This window comes from Nocardia sp. Marseille-Q1738 (genome assembly GCF_965283145.1).
Map to the genome: position 1 here is coordinate 74,477 of NZ_CBDIMS010000014.1, position 17,303 is coordinate 91,779.

A 17,303-nucleotide genomic window follows, 5' to 3' on the forward strand; every position below is an offset into this window, starting at 1 on the left:
GCTCCGCTGCCGCCTCCTGGCCTGACCACTCATCCGCCGAGCTCTCCGTACAGCCGTAACCGCGCCATCCCGCCGTCGGGATAGATGTCCAGGCGGACCTCTTCCACCGACGCGGCCATCGGTGCGATCGGGAACCGATGTCTGGTGTCGGGCTGCAATGCGGTGCGCGGCAACAACTCCAGTTCGGTGCCGTCGGTGGTGCGGCCGGTGAGCCGGGCCGCGCCCGGACTGTTGCCCAGGAAGTACGAGGTGTCCAGCTCGGCGAGGCGGATCAGCCCCGGTCCGGCCAGGCGGATGCGTACCCAGTCGTTGCCCTCGTCCCTGCGGCGAGCGGTCTCCCAGCCGTCGCCCATGGACCGGGCCAGGCCGGGATAGAGCAATTGATTGGGCGAACTGTAGAAGCGGTTGGAGCAGCCCAGCACCAGCGCACCGTTCTCCAGCGCGGCCAGATCCAGCGGCCCGAGGCCGAGCAGTCGCGGATCGGGTCTTCCCTCGCCGTGCACCCGCAACCGCGCCACGCCGCCGTCGGGATGCATGGTCAGCTTCACGTGCGTCCAGCGTTTCTCGTTCTCGACGGTGAACAGGTTGCGGCGGTCGCCTGCGACCGGGGAACGGTCGATCAGCATCACCCAATCATCGCGTGCGGCAATGGTTTCCGCGGCCGGATAGTCCTCGATCTCCAGCGCCGACACCGAAACCGCGGGCGGGTAGTTGCCCTTGAACCACGCGGTGTCGACCACGATGCCGCGGATCACGCCCGGCACGCCCAGCCGCACGATCGCGGAATCGTCGCCGGGCTGCCCGCGGTGCCTGCGGGTCTCCCAGCCGTCGTAGATCTGACCTTTGTGCCCGAAGGTGGACGGCCGGCGCTCGGCGGGGCCGGGGTTGATCAAATTCTCTTTCTCGGCGAAGAATTCGTCATCGGCCCAGATCACCGAGCCGCCGATCGGGCGGACCGCCAGATCCGGCAGCAGCGTGAACTCTTCGTCCTCGAGGCCGTCGCGCATCGCGCCTCCGGTGTCTTCGCGGGACGCCCGCGCATGGTCGGCGTCGTCCGGGACCGCACCGTCAGGAAGGCCGTTCACATCGCCTCCTCCGGAATCGGTGCGCGTGCCGCCAGTGCGCGCAGCACCGCCTCGGTCAGTTCCGGGGCGCCCGCGGTCGGCCGGGCGCCGCAGTCGATGCCGCGCAGAACCGTGGCGGCCAGCGCTTCCGCGGTGGCGGGCTCGTCCACGACGTCGCCGCCGCGCCGGGCCAGATAGTCCAGCAGCCGCGGCACCGCCACGTCGATGGCCCGGCGGAAGAAGTCGTAGGTGGCCAGCCAGCGCGTGACGAGGTGACCGGGATGCATGTCCCAGCCCTGGTAGTACCCGCGCCGCAGGGCTCGGGCGACCAAGCGGTGATGGTTGCGCAGCGCGGCCTCGGGGTCGGCGTCGGGCACGATCTGGGTGGAGCCGTCGCACACCCACACCCCGGTCTGGGCGGCCGCGACCTGCATGACCGCCTTGGCGTAGTCGGCGGCCGGATGGTCCAGCGCCTGGTCCGGCGCGGCGACGCCACATGCCGCGGTGTAGTCGTAGGTGCCGAAATGCACTGCGCTGCACCGCCCTTCGGCCAGTCTCAGCATGGTGGCCACCGGGGCGGTGCCGTCCGCCGCGAGGATCGCCTGCGGGCTCTCGATCTGTAGTTCGAAGCGCAGACTGCCCTCCGCGATGCCGTAACCGCGTTCCAATCCGACACACAGCTGCACCAGCGCTGGGACCTGCTGCGCCGCACGGATTTTCGGGACGGTGAAGACGAAACCCGCCGGCACCCCACCCGCGCCCTCCAGCACCAGGTCCAGGGTCCGCAGGGCACGCCGACGCTCACCGACTCCCAACCCCTTCATCCGGATGCCGCTGCTCGCCGGGCGCGGTCGCTGCGCCCGAGCATCGACGACGACCTGCTGCGCATTGTCGAAGTGCCGCCGGCGCAGGCCCGGGACCTCGTCGGATTCGTCGGCGCCGCCTGCCGTGGACGCGCCGACCGGGTGGCCACCGGAGCGCCGCGCCCATGACGCGAGCATGACGCCCGCCGCGATGGCGGCGCGGTCCTCCTCGGCGTCGGGGCGCAGGCCGTAGCCGTCCTCGAAGTCGATGCGCAGGTCCTGGACCGGGTCCAGCTCCAGGCGCTTGCGCACGTCGGGCAGCGACCCGGTTTCGTCGAGGGTGGCCAGCAGATCATGGTGGCGGTCGAGCAATTCGACCGCGGTGGCGCCCCATTCGGCAGCAGTTTCCTCCACCACGCGATCGGCCGGGACGTACACCGTGTGGATCGGCTGCGACCTGCCGTTCGACCCCGGATACCTCCGGCGCAGGTCGGCGTCGACCGTGTCGAGCATCGCCTCGATCCTGGCGCGGACGTGCTCGGGCACCTTGGTCATCGCGACTCCTTCTTCCCCAGCGCGGCCCAGATCCGGTCCGCGGTCATCGGCAGGCGATCGAGGCGGACACCCATCGCGTCGCGGATCGCGTTGGCCAACGCGGGCGCGACCGGGTTGTACGGCGACTCGCTCATCGATTTGGCGCCCAGCGGCCCGAGGATGTCGGCCGTCTCGGCGAAGTACACCTCGGTGTGGGGCACGTCGGCGAACTGCGGCACGTGGTAGTGCCGCAAGGTCTGCGTGAGCACCACGCCGTGGTCGCTGCGCATGTCCTCGTACAGCGCGGTGCCGATGGCCTGCGCGACACCGCCTTCCACCTGCCCGCGACACTGCACCGGGTTGAGCACGGTGCCCGCGTCGGCGGCCTGGATCGACTGGAGGATGCGGACCGAGCCGGTGTCGGGGTGCACGGCCACCCGGAAGGCGTGCACGTTGAAGCTCACCGACCTGGGGCTACCCGCGTGCTCGGCGCGCGCTGTGAGATCGCCGCGAGCCAGCAGTTCGGTCGCGCCGAGTAGCTGATCACCGCAGTGCACACCCCCGGACGTCAGCACGCAGTCGTGCTCCGGAACACCCGACACCTCGGCCGCCCTGGCCAGCAGCAGCCCGCGTAACGCGCCCGCGGCCGCGTAGACGGCCTTGCCTGCGACCACGATGCCGGTGGAGCCGAACGCGCCGGTGTCGTACTCCACCAGGTCGGTGTCGGCATGCCGGACCACGATGCGGGACACGTCGGTGTCCAGCGCGGTAGCCGCGAGCTGAGCGTGCACCGTCGTCGTGCCGTTGCCGAATTCCGCTGTGCCGACGCGGATCTCGTAGCGTCCGTCGGACAGCAGCGACGCCGTCGCCGTCGATCGGTGGCCGCGCGGCGGGACGGTCGCGATCATCGCGGCGGCCATCCCGGTGCCGACGCGCCACTCCGGGCCGGGCGCGTGCACGTCATTGCCCCGCAGCAGTGCCCGCTCGGCCAGGTCCAGGCACTGGTCCAGGCCGTAGCTGCCGAACATCAGGTCACCCTCGTTCACCGCGGCTCCGACGAACGGATCGCCGGGCACCACGACGTTGCGGCGCCGGAATTCGAACGGGTCGATGCCCAGCGCATGCGCGAGATCGTCCAGCGCCGACTCGACGCCGAAGATCACCTGTCCGAGTCCGTAACCGCGGAACGCCCCGGAGGGAACGTTGTTGGTGTACACCGCTCGCGCGTCGACGCGTTTGTTGGCGCAGCGGTAGAGCTCCACCGACTCACCGACGCCGTGGTACATCACGCCGCCGCTGTGGTTGCCGTAGGCCCCGGTGTCCGCGAGCACGTCGACGGCCAGAGCGGTCAGCACGCCGTTCGCGTCGGCGCCCGCCGTCACGGCGACGCGCATCGGGTGCCGACAGGTCGCGGCGGTGAACTCGTCGGAGCGGGTGAACTCGTACTGCACCGGCCTGCCGGTCCGCAGGACGGCCAGTGCGATCAGGTCCTCGGCCAGCATCTCCTGCTTCGCGCCGAATCCGCCGCCGACCCTGGCCGCGAACACCCGCACCCGCTGCGGCGGCAGTCCGAAAACGCGGCACAGTTCGTCGCGCACCAGGAACGGAACCTGGGTACTGCACCGGATGACCAGCCTGCCCGCGTCGTCCAGCCAGCCGACCCCGCCGTGCGTCTCCAGGTGCACGTGCTGCCCGCGCGGTGAATGCCACACACCACGCACAACCTGGGCCGCTGCCGCCAGGCCCGCCGCCATGTCGCCCACCTCGCCGTGCACTTCGGCGACCAGATTGCGGCCCGGATCGGCGATTCGCGCCGGCTCGAGTTTGTCCCCATGCAGTTTCGGCGCGTCGGCTCGTAGCGCCTCCTGCGGGTCGAACACCGCGGGCAGGATCTCATAGTCGACGTGCAGCAGCCGGACCGCCGCGCGGGCGGTCGCGACGCTCTCCGCCACCACCGCGGCCACCCGCTGCCCGACGAATCGGACGGTCCGGTCCAGCACGTAGGTGTCGTCGGGATCGTCCATCCGCAGCTCATGCCGTGCGGTCGAGAACGCCACGTCCGGCGCGTCGGCGTAGGTGAGCACCGCGTGCACGCCCGGCAGCGCCTCGGCGGCCGCGGTGCGGATCGATCGGATTCGCGCGTGCGGGTGCGGACTCCGCAGCACCGCGATATGCAGCGGGGCAGTCGGGGGCCCGTCGGCCGCATCTCCCATGCGCGGCCGGTCCGCCGCGAAGAAATCAGCGGCGAACTCGCGCTCCATGGCCGCGGGCGGCAGATCGAGGGTGAAGGGTTCGCTGCCGCTGACGATGCGTGGTCCGGCGAGAGCGCCGACTCCGGCGCCTGCGCCGCCGACCTTCGTCACGGTCTCATCGAGCGCGATGGCGGCGGGGTCGTCCGGGATGGGCGGCTCGCCCAGTGCCGCACGGATCGCGCGGTAACCGGTGCAACGGCACAGGTTTCCCTTCATCAATTCGGCGAGTTCGCTTTCGCGTCCGCGGAGTGGTCCATCCGGAGCACAACCCAGTCCCGCCGCGGTGACGACCATGCCCGCGGTGCAGAAACCACATTGGAATCCGGCGTTGTCGACGAATCGCCGCTGCACCGGGTGTGGGTCCTCCGGCGTCCCGAGCCCGGCGGCCGTCGTAATGGAGTGCCCGGCAGCGCGATAGGCGGGAAACACACAGGAGTGCACCGACATTCCGTCGACCAGCACCGAGCAGGCCCCGCAATCGCCCGCGTCACATCCCTTTTTCACGGCCAGATGGCCACTCTCGCGCAAGGCCGTGCGCAGGCATTGTCCCGGTCGCGCCTCGAACTCGACAGGCTTGCCGTCCACCTCGAACCGCATCACGATCCCCACCCCCGCCCTTCTCCGGCGACCTCCCGTTGGCCGCTCGCGCACAGGGACCTGCGCAACCGCTGGCCCGGCCGCGCCGCAATTCCTACGGGCCTACCGTCCACCTCGAACCGCATCACGATCCCCACCCCCGCCCTTCTCCCGCGACCTGGCAATGGCCGCTCACGCGCAGGGACCTGCGCAACCGCTGGCCCGGCCGCGCCGCGATTCCTACGAGCTTGCCGTCCACTCCGAACCGCATTACGACTCCCGCTCCCCCAGTTCCGGCGAACTCACAATCGCCGCTCGCACACAGGGCCCTGCGTAGGCCCGGCCGCACCTCGGACTCAACAAGCTTGCTGTCCACCTCGCACCGCGTCATGATGCGCGTTCCCGCAGTTCACCGGCGACCTCGCGGGCGAGCATCCCGGCGACGTGCCGCCGCCACTCCGGCGACCCGTGCGGGTCGTCGAACCAGAGCGTGGGATCGATCGCGCCCAGGGCGTCCCGCAACTCGACGTCGCTCGGTGGTGCGGCGAAGTCCAGGACGACCGGCTTGGTCGTGGCGGCCGTGATGGTGACCGCGCTGCGGCCGTCCGGATCCCGCCGTCCCATCACCACCGCGCCGGACCGGCCGAGCGGGGCGAGCGCGATCTTCCGAAAGCTGGTGTGCGCCAGCAGACTCGACCGCGGCAGGTAGATCGAGCGCAGTACCTCGCCGGGCCGCAGGGCGGTGCACCCGGGACCGATGACGAAGTCCCGCAACGGAATACCGCGATCGACGCCGTCCGCCGCCCACACCAGCGCCAAGCCGTCGAGCGCGACCAGCGCACCGAGCACCGCTCCGGCGGGCAGCGCGAGACAGACGTTGCCTCCGACGGTGGCGGTGCGCCAGATCTTGTGTGAGGCCAGCAGCGCCCGGCAGGATTGCGCGAACAGCGCCGTCCCTGGCCACAGGTCGCGCAAGACCGGCGCGCCCAGCTCGCGCCGCTGCGCGGCGCCCGCGAACTCGGCCAGAGTGCAGGTCGCGGCGATCTCCAGTCCGTCGTCCACCACCTCGAACGGGGGCCAGCTCATGGTCGTGATGTCGATCAGGCGCACCAGCTGATCCTGCGGTTCGGAGAACAGGAAGGTGCCACCGGCGAGCACCGCGGTCGACGCGCCGAGCAGCGCCAGGTCCTCTCGCTCCCGGGCGATCACCACCTCGCGGATCGTGTCCAGGTCCACGTCTCACCTCGTTCCTGCCTCCCCGTCACGGTAGAGCCAGTCGGTTGCCGCCACATTGCGCGTGACGCACGCCAGATTGCGCGGCCGTTACCTGGCCGCGAGCCACCATGTCCGAGCCCTCGGTCCACCATCCAGAGCTCCCGCCCGCCTCCGCGAGTCGCCCGAGCCGACACTGTCTCAGTATCTCGCGTCCGGCCTGACCAGGCACGAAACCGCGCTCACAGCCGCGATTGCGCCCCCACGCCCCGCTCTACCGACCGCAACAGCAACCCGATCACGGCCGACTCACCATCGCGCGTGCGCGACGTCCCGACCCGCGGTAGCTTCGCCCCACACCGAAGAGGCCCTCCTCCCCAGCATGGTCCGGCGCACCGCCGGCAAGCTCGTAGCGCGACGCGTTCGCAGCGGTCCGCTCATCTCGCTTTCGCGACCAACGCCGCCTGTGCCCGGGCCACCTCGGTGGCGACCACGTCCGTGGCGACTGTGCGTACCTCGCCGTCGCGGACCACCTGGCGTCCGTTCACCAGCAGCGCGGCCAGCGGTGGCGGTGCGCCGAGCACCAGTGCGGTCACCGGGTCATCGATTCCGGCGTGCGCGGCGGTGTCCAGGCGCCATAGTGCCAGATCCGCCAGTTTGCCTACTTCGATCGAGCCGATCTCGGCGGCGCGGCCCAGCACTCGCGCGCCGCCGATGGTGGCGAGTTCCAACGCGGTGCGCACCGTCATCGCGCGGGGTCCGCCGCGGTTGCGGGCCCACAGCAGCGCGTGCCTCGCCTCCTCGATCATCGAGCCGGACTCATTGCTCGCCGCGCCGTCGACGCCGAGCCCGACCGGGACGCCCGCGCGCACCAGGTCGGCGGTGCGCGCGATACCGGCGCCGAGCCGCGCGTTCGAGGTCGGGCAATGCGCCACGCCGGTGCCGGTTTGCGCCATGGCCTCGATCGCGTGGTCGTCGAGATGGACGGCGTGCGCGTACCAGACGTCGGGGCCGAGCCAGCCGAGCCGCTCCAGGTATTGCGCGGGTGTGCACTCGAAAGCTTGTGCGCAGTAGTCCTGTTCGTCGAGGGTTTCGGCGAGATGGGTGTGCAATCGGACGCCGGCGGTGCGGGCCAGCGCCGCCGATTCCCGCAGCAGTTCCGGCGTGACCGAGAACGGCGAGCACGGCGCCAGCGCGATCCGCAGCATCGAGTCGAACGAAGGGTCGTGCCAGCGCTCGACGGCCTCCGCGCTCGCGGTGAGGATGTCGTCCAGGCTCTCCACGATGTGATCGGGCGGCAACCCGCCCGCACTCGCCCCGAGATCCATCGAGCCGCGGCAGGGATGGAAACGCAGCCCCACCTCGGCTGCCGCGGTGATCTCAGCCCCGAGCAGGTCACCGCCCTCCCGCGGGAACAAGTAGTGGTGATCCGTCGTGGTGGTGCATCCGGTGCGGGCGAGCGCGGCCAGCGCACCCGTCGCGGCGACGCGCACCGCGTCCTCGTCGATGCCCGCCCAGATGGGATACAGCGTGCTGAGCCACTCGAACAGAGTGTGATCCGTGGCCAAGCCGCGGGTGATCCACTGGTAGAGGTGCTGGTGGGTGTTCACCAAGCCGGGAGTCAGCAGGCAGCCGCGGCCATCGATACGCCGCGCGCCCGCGTCGGCTTCGGGCGCGTCACCCTCGCCGACCGCCTCGATCCGGTTGCCGCGCACGACGACGTAGCCGCGCGAGTACTCGGTGCGGCGCTCGTCGACGGTAGCGATGGCGCAACCAGCGATGACGGTCACCTGGTCCACGCGAGACCCGCTTCCGGTGCGTCGGCGCGCGCCACGGTGGCGTGGATCAGACCGTAGGGCCGGTCGTCGGCGTGATAGACCTCGCCGCGGTTCTCGATGCCGAAACGGGCCAGGTCGTAGTCGAAATGGTGCTTGTTCGGCGCGGCGAGCCGGATCTCGGCCAGCACCGGGTACGCCGCGAGCGCGGCTTTGCCCATCTCGAACAACGTCTGCTGGAGCGCTTTCGAGTGCAGCGTCGCGAACGTCTCCACCAACCGGGCCCGCACTCCCGTGTAGACCTCGTCCCAGTCGACGCCACCGGTGTCCGCGAAGCGCCATTCGGCGACCAGCGAGGTGGCCAGCATCCGGTCGTCGGTCGGCGCGAGCACGGTGAACTCGTCGGTCAGGAAGCCCGTGAACTCCGACCCGGTCGACTTCAGGATGGTCAGGTCCTTGACCCCGCACACGACCCAGGCCAGCCGATCCGCACCGCTACCGGCAACGGTGACCGCCGCCGTGCGTACCTCGGGCCCCTGGCGCACCCAGGTGTGGTCGTGCTCGACCCCGCCGACCGAGACCCGCTGCCAGGCGTATTCGTCGACCTCGACGCGCGCGCTGGTCACCGGCTCGATCTCGGCGACGAAGTGGTCGGCCAGCGCCAGCGCGTAGTCCTCGATCGTGCGCAGTCCCGGCTGTTTCGCGAACGCGTAGGCGGTCTGCTTCTGCGTGTCGGTGGGCAGCACCTTCGCCTGGTCACCCGTGACGTACGCGTCGGCGAAATCGCCGCGCAGCACCGTGGAGACGTTCACGTCACGGATCTCGTGCCGCGCGGTCTGCCGGTAGATCCGGACGATCCGATTTTCCGCCTTGCCGTATCGGTGGTCCGACAGCACGATCGGCCCGGTCAGTTCCATGCTCGGCTCAGCTCCCTCGGTAGGTGGAAAAGGCGAACGGCGACAACAACAACGGGACGTGGTAGTGCCGGTCCTCGGTGACGACGAACGCGATGACGACTTCGGGATAGAAGGTTTCGACCTCGTGGCGCGCGAAATAGGCGCCGGTGTCGAACACCAGACGATAGGTTCCCGGTTCGAGGGCTTCGCCCAAGGCCCGGATCCGGCCATCCGCGTCGGTTTCCCGCGAATCGAGCTGCCGCGCCTGCTGATACAGCGTCACCGTGACGCCCGCGGCCGGTACGCCGCGCACCGCGTCCAGCACATGGGTGCTCAGTGTGCTCATGACTTCACCTCGCTGGCGCTCGGCTCCGTCATGACCACGAACGTGGCTGTGTTGACTGTTCGCTCGCTACGCTCACTCATGACTTCACCTCGCTGGCGCCCGGCTCCGTCATGACCACGAACGTGGCTGTGTTGACTGTTCGCTCGCTACGCTCACTCATGACTTCACCTCGCTGGCGCCCGGCTCCGTCATGACCACGAACGTGGCTGTGCTGACTGTTCGCTCGCTCATGACCGCTCCTCCAGCAGCGCGCGCAGCCGGATGCGGTTGATCTTCGCCAGTTCTGTTCGCACGACTCGCCTTTCGGTCTCGGGATCATTGCGCAGCCGGGCGGTGAGCAGCGCTAGTAGTTCCTCGGCCGACTTGCCGCTCGCGCATACGAGGTAGATGTGCCCGAACCGTGCCTCGTAGGCGCGATTGCCCTCGGCGAGCGCCGCGCGGACCGCGTCCGCCGCACTCGCCACCCCCGCCTGCTCCCGGGCCGATGCCGCCGAGCGCGGCCGCTCTCCGATCCGGGGGTGCCCCGCGAGCGCGAGCTCCAGCTCGGAGTCCGGCAATCGCTCCAGCACCGCGTCGGCGGCGTCGAGCAGCGCATCGACGCTCCGGTACGGACGGCCCTCGACCAGCGCCCGCGCGAAGCCCGGCGACGAGCAGCAGCCGAGCACCGCAGTGCAGGCCGCGTCGTCGGACAGCGCGTCGAAGGCCGCGAGTCCAGGTCGCTGATCCGTCATCCGACCAGCATCGAGTACGACCTCACGGACCGCCACCGGAAACGGGACAGATCACCCTCGGCGTGTCGCCCAGGTGAACGCGGCCTGAGCACTGGTTTCACGTCGTGCGTCGCAGACCGCCCGGTATTACCGTCATAGCCATGGCTGATCAGGAGCGCTCGGCTGTCGCGCCCTGCGCGGGTGTCGTTCTCGCCGCCGGCGCGGGAACACGCTACGGGCGGCCCAAAGTGCTCGCCGAGGGCGGCGCGTGGCTGCGCGCGACGGTGGCCGCGCTGCGCGATGGCGGCTGCGATCCGGTGATCGTCGTGCTCGGCGCGACCGGCCCGACGCCGCAGATCGTCGATCTGCCGCCGGGCGTGCGGCACGTATGGGCCGCCGACTGGGCCACGGGGCTCAGCGCCGCTCTACACGCCGGTCTGATCGCCGCGGCCCGTACCCCCGCGCGCTACGCCGCGATCATGCCGGTGGATACACCCGACGTCGGCGCCGACGTAGTCGCCCGGGTCCTCGCCGCCGCGCTCGCGGCACCCAGCGGCCTCGCGCGCGCTGTGTTCCACGACACACCCGGACACCCCGTTGTTATGGCACACAAGCATTGGAACGCGGTTTGTGAGACCGCAGCAGGAGATTCCGGAGCTCATACCTATTTGACCGGCAGAAACGATATGGTGTGCGTCACGTGCGACGATTTGGCGACGGGGATCGATCGTGACTTTCCGGCCACGACCGCACGGTGATCGGAGCTAGCTGATGCGGGACATCATCGACGACCTGTTGCGGGTGTGGCACTCGGGCCGGACCGGTGGACTGGCCACCATCGTGCGCACAGTGGGATCGGCCCCGTTACCGGTGGGCTCCGCGATGCTGGTCGACCCGGATGGCGGCGTGTACGGATCGGTCGCCGCGGGCGGGCTGGAGGACATCGCGTACGAGGCGGTGCTTCAGGCCGCCCGCACCGGCCAGCGCGTGTTGCACCGCTTCGGGGTGGCCGGCGGCTTCGACGCGGGTGCGAACGGCGAGGGGATGATGGACGTCTTCACCGAACCGTTCTCCCGAAGACATTTCCCGGAGTTTCCCGATGTGGCCGCCGAGATCGCGGCGCACCGGAGAGTCACCGTCTTCACGGTGGTGTGGAACTCCGACCCCGACCTGATCGGCCAGCACCTGATCACCGACCGAAGACACCCGACCGAACTGGTCGCACTGCCGGATTCCGACGTATTCGTCGCGTCGTTCGCCCCGCCGCCGCGCCTGATCATCTTCGGCGCCAATTCCTTCGCCGCCGCCCTCACCGTGCAGGCCGAACTGCTCGGCTACCGGGTGACGATCTGCGACTCGCGTCCCAATTTCGCTACGCCGGAAGCATTTCCCGGCGCCGAAGTCGTGGTCGACTGGCCGCACCGCTATCTCAACACTCTCTCCGCGGCCGGTGAAATCGATAGCAGCACCGCCATCGTCGTGCTCGCGCACGATCCGACGTTCGAAATCCCGCTGCTCACCGTGGCATTGCGACTACCCGAGCTGGGGTACCTCGGCGCTATGGGTTCACGCCAGGTACACATCCGGCGCATGGAGGACCTGCGGGCAGGCGGTTTCGGCGACGAGACCCTCGCCCGACTACATTCGCCCGCCGGCTTCGACATCGGGGCGCGCACGGCCCCCGAAGTCGCGGTCTCGATCGCGGCCGAACTTCTTGCCGCACGTGCCGCGCAACCGGCGCGACCGATCGACCCCTACAGCGGTGAAATCCCGGTCACCCCGAAAACCGCTGTAGGGCTCGGAATCTAGTTACTTCAGGCCGGGGTTCTCGGCATACACCTCGCGCAGCACGGACAGGTCGAACAATTGCTCGGCCTTGATATCGATCTTGGCGGTGCGCAGCGCGGCGATATTCTGCTCGATCAGCGCGTCGGTCATCGTCAGCAGGCCATGGGCGGCCGTATCCCGCGAGACCACCAGATCGTTCTGCGCGATGGCCTCTTTCGTCTGCTCGGCCAGATCGAGCTTCTGATCCTTGCCGTACACCTCGACCGCGAGCCGGGCCGACTCGGCCGGATCGGCGACCGCGTCCTTCCAGCCCTTGATCTCGGCGGCCAAGAACGCCTTCAGCTTGTCGCGCTCCTTGTCGATGGTGGACTGCGCGACCGTCAGTGTCTCGGCGACCAACGGCAGGTTGAAGTCGGCGAACAGGAAATGCGTGTTCTGGAAACCTTTGGCGGCGAGGACGATCGGTTCGTTCGTCACATAGCTGACCCATCCGTCGACCTCGCCATTGGCCAGTGGGGTCGGATCGAACTGCGCGGGCACGATGGTGACGTCGCTCGGCTTCATCCCGTTGGCGGTGAGCAGTGCGTTGAAGATCAGCTGGTTGGTGTCCTGCACGCCGATCTTGCGGCCCTTCATCTCCGCAGGCGTCCGGATCGGCTTGGCCGCGGAGCTCACGATCGCGAACGGGTTCTTCTGATAGGTGGTCGCGACGATCTTCGCGGGCAGACCCTCCAGAATCGCCGGTGCGGTGGTCTGCGGCGCCGACAGCCCCAGCCACACCTTGCCGGTGTCCAATCCCGCTTCCACCGACGTGCTCGCCGCGCCGCCCGCGATCAGGTCGACCGCACCGAAACCGGCTTCCTTGAAATAGCCTCTGGCGTCGGCGAAGTACTCGCCCGCGAATTCGATGTTCTTCAGCCAGGACAGCTGCACCGCGACCTTTCCGTATTTCGAGCCGTCCGGGGTCGAGCCGCCCGACGTGTCGCTTGTCTCACCGCCGCAGGCGGCCGAGGCCATCGAGCCGCCGAGCACGGCCGCGGTGAGCGAGGAATAACGGAGAAAAGTGCGTCGGTTCAGGTGCCCGAACGTGGAGCGCTGCACGGGTGTCATGGGCCGAATCTAGGTGCCTTGCGTTTCGAATTCTTTACTTTGACGTTCCGAGCCTGGATTTGCGCGAATTTCGCTGACAGACCGCACGGTCAGTATTGTCCCGCCTCCGGCCCGAAACGTGCGAGCACCAGATTCTCGATGACGCCGACGATCGCGTACAACACCACCGAGACCAGGGTGACGATGACGATCGAGGCCCACAGCTTGCTGTACTGGAAGGTCGGGATGGCCCGGATCAGGCTGGCCCCGAGCCCGGTCCCGCTGCCGAGCCACTCGCCAAGCAGCGCGCCGATCAGCGCGCCGGGCACCGAGATCCGCGCGGCGGCGAACACCGAGGGCAGCGCCGCGGGCACTGCGACCATGCGCAAACCGGTCCACCGCGATCCGCCGTAGGCGGCCACCAGCTCCAGCGCCTGCCGCGGCGCGGTGCGCAATCCCGCCATGATCATGACCAGGGCGGGGAAGAACACGACGATGGCGGCGAGCACGGCGACCCCGGCCAGGCCGCGGCCGAAGACCAGCACGATGATCGGGGTCAACGCCACCAGCGGCACCGAGCGCAGCAGCATCGCCACCGGAAGAAATGTCTGCTCGACCGCGGCGAACGACACGAACAACGCGGCGACCACCAGCGCGGCCAGCATGCCCGCGCCGAACCCGATAGCCGCGTCCCGCAGGGTGATCTGGAGATCGTCGAGAATGGCCTGACGCGCGGTGTCCGCGTTGGGCGCCGTCACCAGATAGGTCCAGATATCGCCGGGTGTCTTGCCGACTCGCGGGCCGACCTGCGGAAACGCCTTCAGGAAGACGTACCAGATCACCAGCATCAGCAGCAGCGAAGTAGCCAGCGGGAACAGAAACCGCCCGATTCGTCGCAGCAGGCTCATCGTGCGCCCGCCGCATCGATCGGCCCGGGGAGTCGCGACGCGCCATGGCTTTTCATCGCATGCGCTACGCAATTGTTCGTCATCGTGCCTCCTGCGCGGTCCACGGAGCGACCAACCGCGCGCCCAGCGCCACCAGCGCGTAGCCGAGTCCGGCCAGCGCCGCGGCGGCCAGCGCCATGCCCCAGGTGCGCGGCACGTTGTAGGCGGTCTGCGCGGCGGTCAGCGCCACCCCGATGCCGCTGTCCACGCCGCCGAGGTACTCGCCGATGATGGCGCCGAGCACGGCGGACGGCGCGGCGATCTTCAGCGCCGCGAAGGTGCTCGGCAGCGCCGCGATCGCCTGCACCCGGTAGAGCTGTTGCCAGCGTCCGCCGCCGTAGGCGCGCACCAGGTCGAGGCTGGTGCGGTCGGCGGAGCGCAATCCGGCGACGGTGCCGACCATCGTGGTGAAGAAGCAGTACATCGCGGCGAGGAACACGGTCGGGGTGCGCCCGCCGAAAACGACCAGAATAATCGGGCCGAGCGCAAGCAGCGGCGTGCAATAGCTCAGGATCGCCAGCTGGGTGGCCAGCGATTCGATCGGCGGGACGAGCACGATCAAGACGGCCAGCGCGATGGCCAGCCCATTGCCCCAGACGAACCCCTGCAACGCACCGAGCGCGGTGATCCGGAAGTTGGGTCCGTACAAGCCCCATCCGTCGGTGTACATCGTGTGCAGCACCCGCCATGGGCTGGGTATGGTGCCGCCCGCGACCTCGAACGCCGCGAGAATCCACCACACCGCGACCAGCCCGAGCACGCCGAGCACACCGCCGTAGCGCTTCATGACGCGCCTCCCGCTCATGCCACGCCTCCCTTCCCCGACTTCCCGAACAGCAGCTCGGACAGATAATCGTGCAGCTTGTGGAACTCCGGTGTGCGCATCATCTCCGGCAGCCGCGGGCGCGGCAGGTCGATCTCGACCAGCTCCAGCACCCGGCCCGGCCGCGGGCTCATCACGGCCACCACGTCGGACAGGAACACCGCCTCCGCGATGCCGTGCGTGACCATCAGCGTGGTCGCCGGTTTCTCGGTCCAGATCCGCAGCAACTCCAGATTGAGCCGCTGCCTGGTCATGTCGTCGAGGGCGCCGAACGGTTCGTCCAGCAGCAGCACGGTCGGCTTCACCACCAGCGCCCGCGCGATCGAAACCCGCTGGCGCATGCCGCCGGACAGCTGCGCGGGTTTGGCCTTCTCGAAGCCGTCCAGCCCGACCAGCCGGATCAGGTCGGCGATCTGTCCCGGCTCCGGCGTCATCCCGGCGACCTGGAGCGGCAGCTTGATATTCGACTCCACCGACCGCCACGGCAGCAGCGCGGAATCCTGGAACGCGATGCCCAGCTCGTGGTGCCCGCGCAACTCGGCGGGCGTCTCGCCGTTGATCAACGCCTGGCCCGCGGTCGGCGTCTCCAGACCGGCGAGGATACGCAGCACCGTCGACTTGCCGCAGCCGGAGGGGCCCAGCAGCGACAGAAACGCGCCCTGCTCGGTGTGCAGATCCACGGAATCCAACGCCTGCACCGGTTTCCGCCCTACCCGGAAGGTCTTGGTCAACCCGCTGAGGTGAATTCCGCTCCCCCCGGCGGTACTGCTTTCCGTGCTCATGACGGTCACCCTAGGAGCACCCGGTTGCGCGGATATTGCGAATGGCGTCGTCAGATTGCGCAATCGTTACGGTGCGCACGAAGGCCGCCGCGCGAATTTCGGATCGCGGCGATCCGATACGGATGAGATGCGGCCCGCCGCTGGTTGCACGACAGGTGAACCCGATCATCACGCTGCTCGACGCCAAGCTGCACATCGCGGGCTCGGAGATCCTCTGGCGCGAAGTGATCGGCAACGGCTTCGGCCTGGCCTCCGCGATCGGCGGCATGCGGCGGCGGGTCTGGGCCTGGCCGATCGGCATCGCCGGGAACGCCCTGCTGTTCACGGTGTTCGTCGGTGGCGTGTTCAACACCCCACAGCAGCTGAACATGGCGGGGCAGGCCGGACGCCAGCTGATGTTCATCGCGGTCAGCGTCTACGGCTGGTGGCGGTGGTATCAGCACGCGACCCGGGACACCGGACTCGAGCATCGCGGTGTCGATCCGCGTTGGGCCAGTTCGCGCGAACGCGTGGCACTCGTGGCCGCGATGCTGCTCGGCACGGCGGTGTTCGCCCAGCTCTTCGCATGGATCGGCTCTTATGGCCCGTGGGCCGAGGCGTGGATCTTCACCGGTTCGGTGCTGGCCACCTATGGCATGGCGCGCGGGCTGGCCGAATTCTGGTTGATCTGGATCGCGGTCGACCTCGTCGGCGTTCCATTGCTCCTGCGGGCTGGTTACTATCCGTCGGCCACCTTGTATCTGGTCTACGCCGGCTTCGTGTCCTGGGGATTCCTTGTCTGGGCGCGCAGCATGCGGCCGGGTGACGAGAACGTTCGGCCACCGGTGCCGGTCGCCGCTCCGGACTGACGGACGCTTACACCACGTCGACCCGCACGCCCGCCGCGCGGATGGTCGCGACGGCCGAGGGATCGGCGTCGGAATCGGTCACCAGTAGCTGCACCTGGTCGATGCCGCAGATGCGGGCCAGGGCCGTGCGCTCCAGCTTGTCCGCGGTGGCCACCACCAGCACCCGCCCGGAACGCCGGACCATCTCGGTGGTCACCCCGGCCTCGTCGATGTGCCTGCACTGGGCGCCGCCCTCGGCGGAGATCGCGTTCACGCCGAGGATGAGGTCGTCGAGCCGCAATTCGGCCAGCGCCCGTTCGGCCAGTGGTCCGTGCAGCTCGTAGGACTCCCGCCGCGCCACCCCGCCGAGGACGATCGTGCGCACGTGCGGCCGCAGCACCATCTCGCCCGCGATGTTCAGCGCGTTGGTGACGATGGTCAGCTGCTCGTCACCGGACAGTCCGAGGTCGGTCCGTCCGGCCAGCGCCCTGGCCACCGCCGTCGTAGTGGTGCCGCCGTTCATTCCCACCACCGCGTGCGGATTGATCAAGGCGGCGGCGTGTTCGGCTATGCGCTGCTTGGCTTCGCCGCCGGACTGCCGGTAGCGGGCGGGCAGGTCGTAGGCCACGGCGGTCGCCACCACGCCGCCGTGCGTCCTGGTCGCCAGCTGCTGTTCGGCGAGCGCGGTGAAATCGCGGCGCACGGTCGCGGCGGACACGCCGAGCCGCTCGGCGGCTTCCTCCACCGAGAGCCGTCCGGTTTCGGCGAGCAGTTCCAGCAACCGGTTCCACCGTTGCGGACGATCGGTCGGTCCGGTCATCTCAGACCGTCCCAATCGTGCGGGAAGCCCGCTGTTTCGGTGCGCACGCGAACAATATG

At 69.3% G+C, this 17,303-nt stretch carries 16 protein-coding genes; 3 read left to right on the forward strand and 13 right to left on the reverse strand.

Translation table 11 applies throughout. The features are described 5' to 3' along the window. Window positions 1-29: 29 nt before the first annotated feature. From alc to uraD, 8 genes are all read right to left on the reverse strand, one after another. Window positions 30-1,007 (reverse strand): allantoicase, encoded by a 978-nt coding sequence (gene alc, locus ACWPXK_RS32540; RefSeq protein WP_454200022.1) that lies wholly within the window; start codon window positions 1,005-1,007, stop codon window positions 30-32. Between the two features lie 74 nt (window positions 1,008-1,081). After that, a complete protein-coding gene (locus ACWPXK_RS32545; protein ID WP_454199994.1) occupies window positions 1,082-2,422 on the reverse strand; it encodes a DUF6986 family protein in 1,341 nt (446 codons plus the stop codon). Beyond that, window positions 2,419-5,250: a molybdopterin-dependent oxidoreductase gene (locus ACWPXK_RS32550; RefSeq protein ID WP_454200023.1), complete on the reverse strand. Its 2,832-nt coding sequence runs from the start codon at window positions 5,248-5,250 to the stop codon at window positions 2,419-2,421. Before ACWPXK_RS32550 ends, ACWPXK_RS32545 begins: the two co-directional genes overlap by 4 nt. A gap of 366 nt (window positions 5,251-5,616) precedes the next feature. Further along, the gene (locus ACWPXK_RS32555; protein WP_454199995.1) at window positions 5,617-6,465 is read right to left on the reverse strand and encodes an FAD binding domain-containing protein; all 849 of its coding nucleotides are present in this window, start codon (window positions 6,463-6,465) and stop codon (window positions 5,617-5,619) included. A gap of 413 nt (window positions 6,466-6,878) precedes the next feature. Continuing rightward, window positions 6,879-8,231 carry an 8-oxoguanine deaminase gene (locus ACWPXK_RS32560; protein WP_454199996.1) on the reverse strand — a complete coding sequence of 451 codons (1,353 nt, stop codon included), beginning with the start codon at window positions 8,229-8,231 and terminating at the stop codon, window positions 6,879-6,881. Beyond that, complete coding sequence (pucL, locus tag ACWPXK_RS32565) at window positions 8,228-9,133, reverse strand: factor-independent urate hydroxylase (protein ID WP_454199997.1); 906 nt, start codon at window positions 9,131-9,133, stop codon at window positions 8,228-8,230. Before pucL ends, ACWPXK_RS32560 begins: the two co-directional genes overlap by 4 nt. A gap of 7 nt (window positions 9,134-9,140) precedes the next feature. Continuing rightward, the gene (uraH, locus tag ACWPXK_RS32570) at window positions 9,141-9,458 is read right to left on the reverse strand and encodes a hydroxyisourate hydrolase (RefSeq protein WP_454199998.1); all 318 of its coding nucleotides are present in this window, start codon (window positions 9,456-9,458) and stop codon (window positions 9,141-9,143) included. A 227-nt stretch (window positions 9,459-9,685) separates the two neighbouring features. After that, a complete protein-coding gene (gene uraD, locus ACWPXK_RS32575) occupies window positions 9,686-10,189 on the reverse strand; it encodes a 2-oxo-4-hydroxy-4-carboxy-5-ureidoimidazoline decarboxylase (protein ID WP_454199999.1) in 504 nt (167 codons plus the stop codon). 140 nt (window positions 10,190-10,329) lie between these two features. Between uraD and ACWPXK_RS32580 the strand changes: the two genes are divergently transcribed. Both ACWPXK_RS32580 and ACWPXK_RS32585 read left to right on the forward strand, forming a co-directional pair. Next, a complete protein-coding gene (locus ACWPXK_RS32580) occupies window positions 10,330-10,926 on the forward strand; it encodes a nucleotidyltransferase family protein (RefSeq protein WP_454200000.1) in 597 nt (198 codons plus the stop codon). Window positions 10,927-10,939: 13 nt separating this feature from the next. Next, complete coding sequence (locus ACWPXK_RS32585) at window positions 10,940-11,977, forward strand: XdhC family protein (protein ID WP_454200001.1); 1,038 nt, start codon at window positions 10,940-10,942, stop codon at window positions 11,975-11,977. Here the strand turns inward: ACWPXK_RS32585 and ACWPXK_RS32590 are convergent, their stop codons facing one another. The 4 genes from ACWPXK_RS32590 to ACWPXK_RS32605 all read right to left on the reverse strand — a co-directional run bounded on the left by ACWPXK_RS32590 (window position 11,978) and on the right by ACWPXK_RS32605 (window position 15,597). Then, window positions 11,978-13,066 (reverse strand): ABC transporter substrate-binding protein, encoded by a 1,089-nt coding sequence (locus ACWPXK_RS32590; protein ID WP_454200002.1) that lies wholly within the window; start codon window positions 13,064-13,066, stop codon window positions 11,978-11,980. It abuts the gene before it with no gap. Window positions 13,067-13,155: 89 nt separating this feature from the next. Then, window positions 13,156-13,953, reverse strand: coding sequence for an ABC transporter permease (locus tag ACWPXK_RS32595; protein ID WP_454200003.1), 798 nt, complete (start codon window positions 13,951-13,953; stop codon window positions 13,156-13,158). Between the two features lie 79 nt (window positions 13,954-14,032). Beyond that, window positions 14,033-14,797 (reverse strand): ABC transporter permease, encoded by a 765-nt coding sequence (locus ACWPXK_RS32600; protein ID WP_454200004.1) that lies wholly within the window; start codon window positions 14,795-14,797, stop codon window positions 14,033-14,035. Beyond that, window positions 14,794-15,597 (reverse strand): ABC transporter ATP-binding protein, encoded by an 804-nt coding sequence (locus ACWPXK_RS32605; protein WP_454200005.1) that lies wholly within the window; start codon window positions 15,595-15,597, stop codon window positions 14,794-14,796. Before ACWPXK_RS32605 ends, ACWPXK_RS32600 begins: the two co-directional genes overlap by 4 nt. A gap of 155 nt (window positions 15,598-15,752) precedes the next feature. Here ACWPXK_RS32605 and pnuC point away from each other — a divergent pair, with 155 nt between their 5' ends. Beyond that, a complete protein-coding gene (gene pnuC / locus ACWPXK_RS32610) occupies window positions 15,753-16,445 on the forward strand; it encodes a nicotinamide riboside transporter PnuC (RefSeq protein ID WP_454200006.1) in 693 nt (230 codons plus the stop codon). Between the two features lie 7 nt (window positions 16,446-16,452). On the opposite strand, the gene ACWPXK_RS32615 is transcribed toward pnuC, so the two are convergent. Continuing rightward, window positions 16,453-17,244: a DeoR/GlpR family DNA-binding transcription regulator gene (locus tag ACWPXK_RS32615; RefSeq protein WP_454200007.1), complete on the reverse strand. Its 792-nt coding sequence runs from the start codon at window positions 17,242-17,244 to the stop codon at window positions 16,453-16,455. Between the last annotated feature and the right edge of the window lie 59 nt (window positions 17,245-17,303).

What these genes read in the sequence shown, in the direction of transcription:
- ACWPXK_RS32615 (WP_454200007.1), bottom strand. Translation starts at nt 17,244, where the DNA reads ATGACCGGACCGACCGATCGTCCGCAACGGTGGAACCGGTTGCTGGAA.
- ACWPXK_RS32550 (WP_454200023.1), bottom strand. Translation starts at nt 5,250, where the DNA reads ATGCGGTTCGAGGTGGACGGCAAGCCTGTCGAGTTCGAGGCGCGACCG.
- ACWPXK_RS32590 (WP_454200002.1), bottom strand. Translation starts at nt 13,066, where the DNA reads ATGACACCCGTGCAGCGCTCCACGTTCGGGCACCTGAACCGACGCACT.
- ACWPXK_RS32585 (WP_454200001.1), top strand. Translation starts at nt 10,940, where the DNA reads ATGCGGGACATCATCGACGACCTGTTGCGGGTGTGGCACTCGGGCCGG.
- pucL (WP_454199997.1), bottom strand. Translation starts at nt 9,133, where the DNA reads ATGGAACTGACCGGGCCGATCGTGCTGTCGGACCACCGATACGGCAAG.
- ACWPXK_RS32595 (WP_454200003.1), bottom strand. Translation starts at nt 13,953, where the DNA reads ATGAGCCTGCTGCGACGAATCGGGCGGTTTCTGTTCCCGCTGGCTACT.
- ACWPXK_RS32600 (WP_454200004.1), bottom strand. Translation starts at nt 14,797, where the DNA reads ATGAGCGGGAGGCGCGTCATGAAGCGCTACGGCGGTGTGCTCGGCGTG.
- ACWPXK_RS32545 (WP_454199994.1), bottom strand. Translation starts at nt 2,422, where the DNA reads ATGACCAAGGTGCCCGAGCACGTCCGCGCCAGGATCGAGGCGATGCTC.
- uraH (WP_454199998.1), bottom strand. Translation starts at nt 9,458, where the DNA reads ATGAGCACACTGAGCACCCATGTGCTGGACGCGGTGCGCGGCGTACCG.
- ACWPXK_RS32580 (WP_454200000.1), top strand. Translation starts at nt 10,330, where the DNA reads ATGGCTGATCAGGAGCGCTCGGCTGTCGCGCCCTGCGCGGGTGTCGTT.
- alc (WP_454200022.1), bottom strand. Translation starts at nt 1,007, where the DNA reads ATGCGCGACGGCCTCGAGGACGAAGAGTTCACGCTGCTGCCGGATCTG.
- uraD (WP_454199999.1), bottom strand. Translation starts at nt 10,189, where the DNA reads ATGACGGATCAGCGACCTGGACTCGCGGCCTTCGACGCGCTGTCCGAC.
- ACWPXK_RS32605 (WP_454200005.1), bottom strand. Translation starts at nt 15,597, where the DNA reads ATGAGCACGGAAAGCAGTACCGCCGGGGGGAGCGGAATTCACCTCAGC.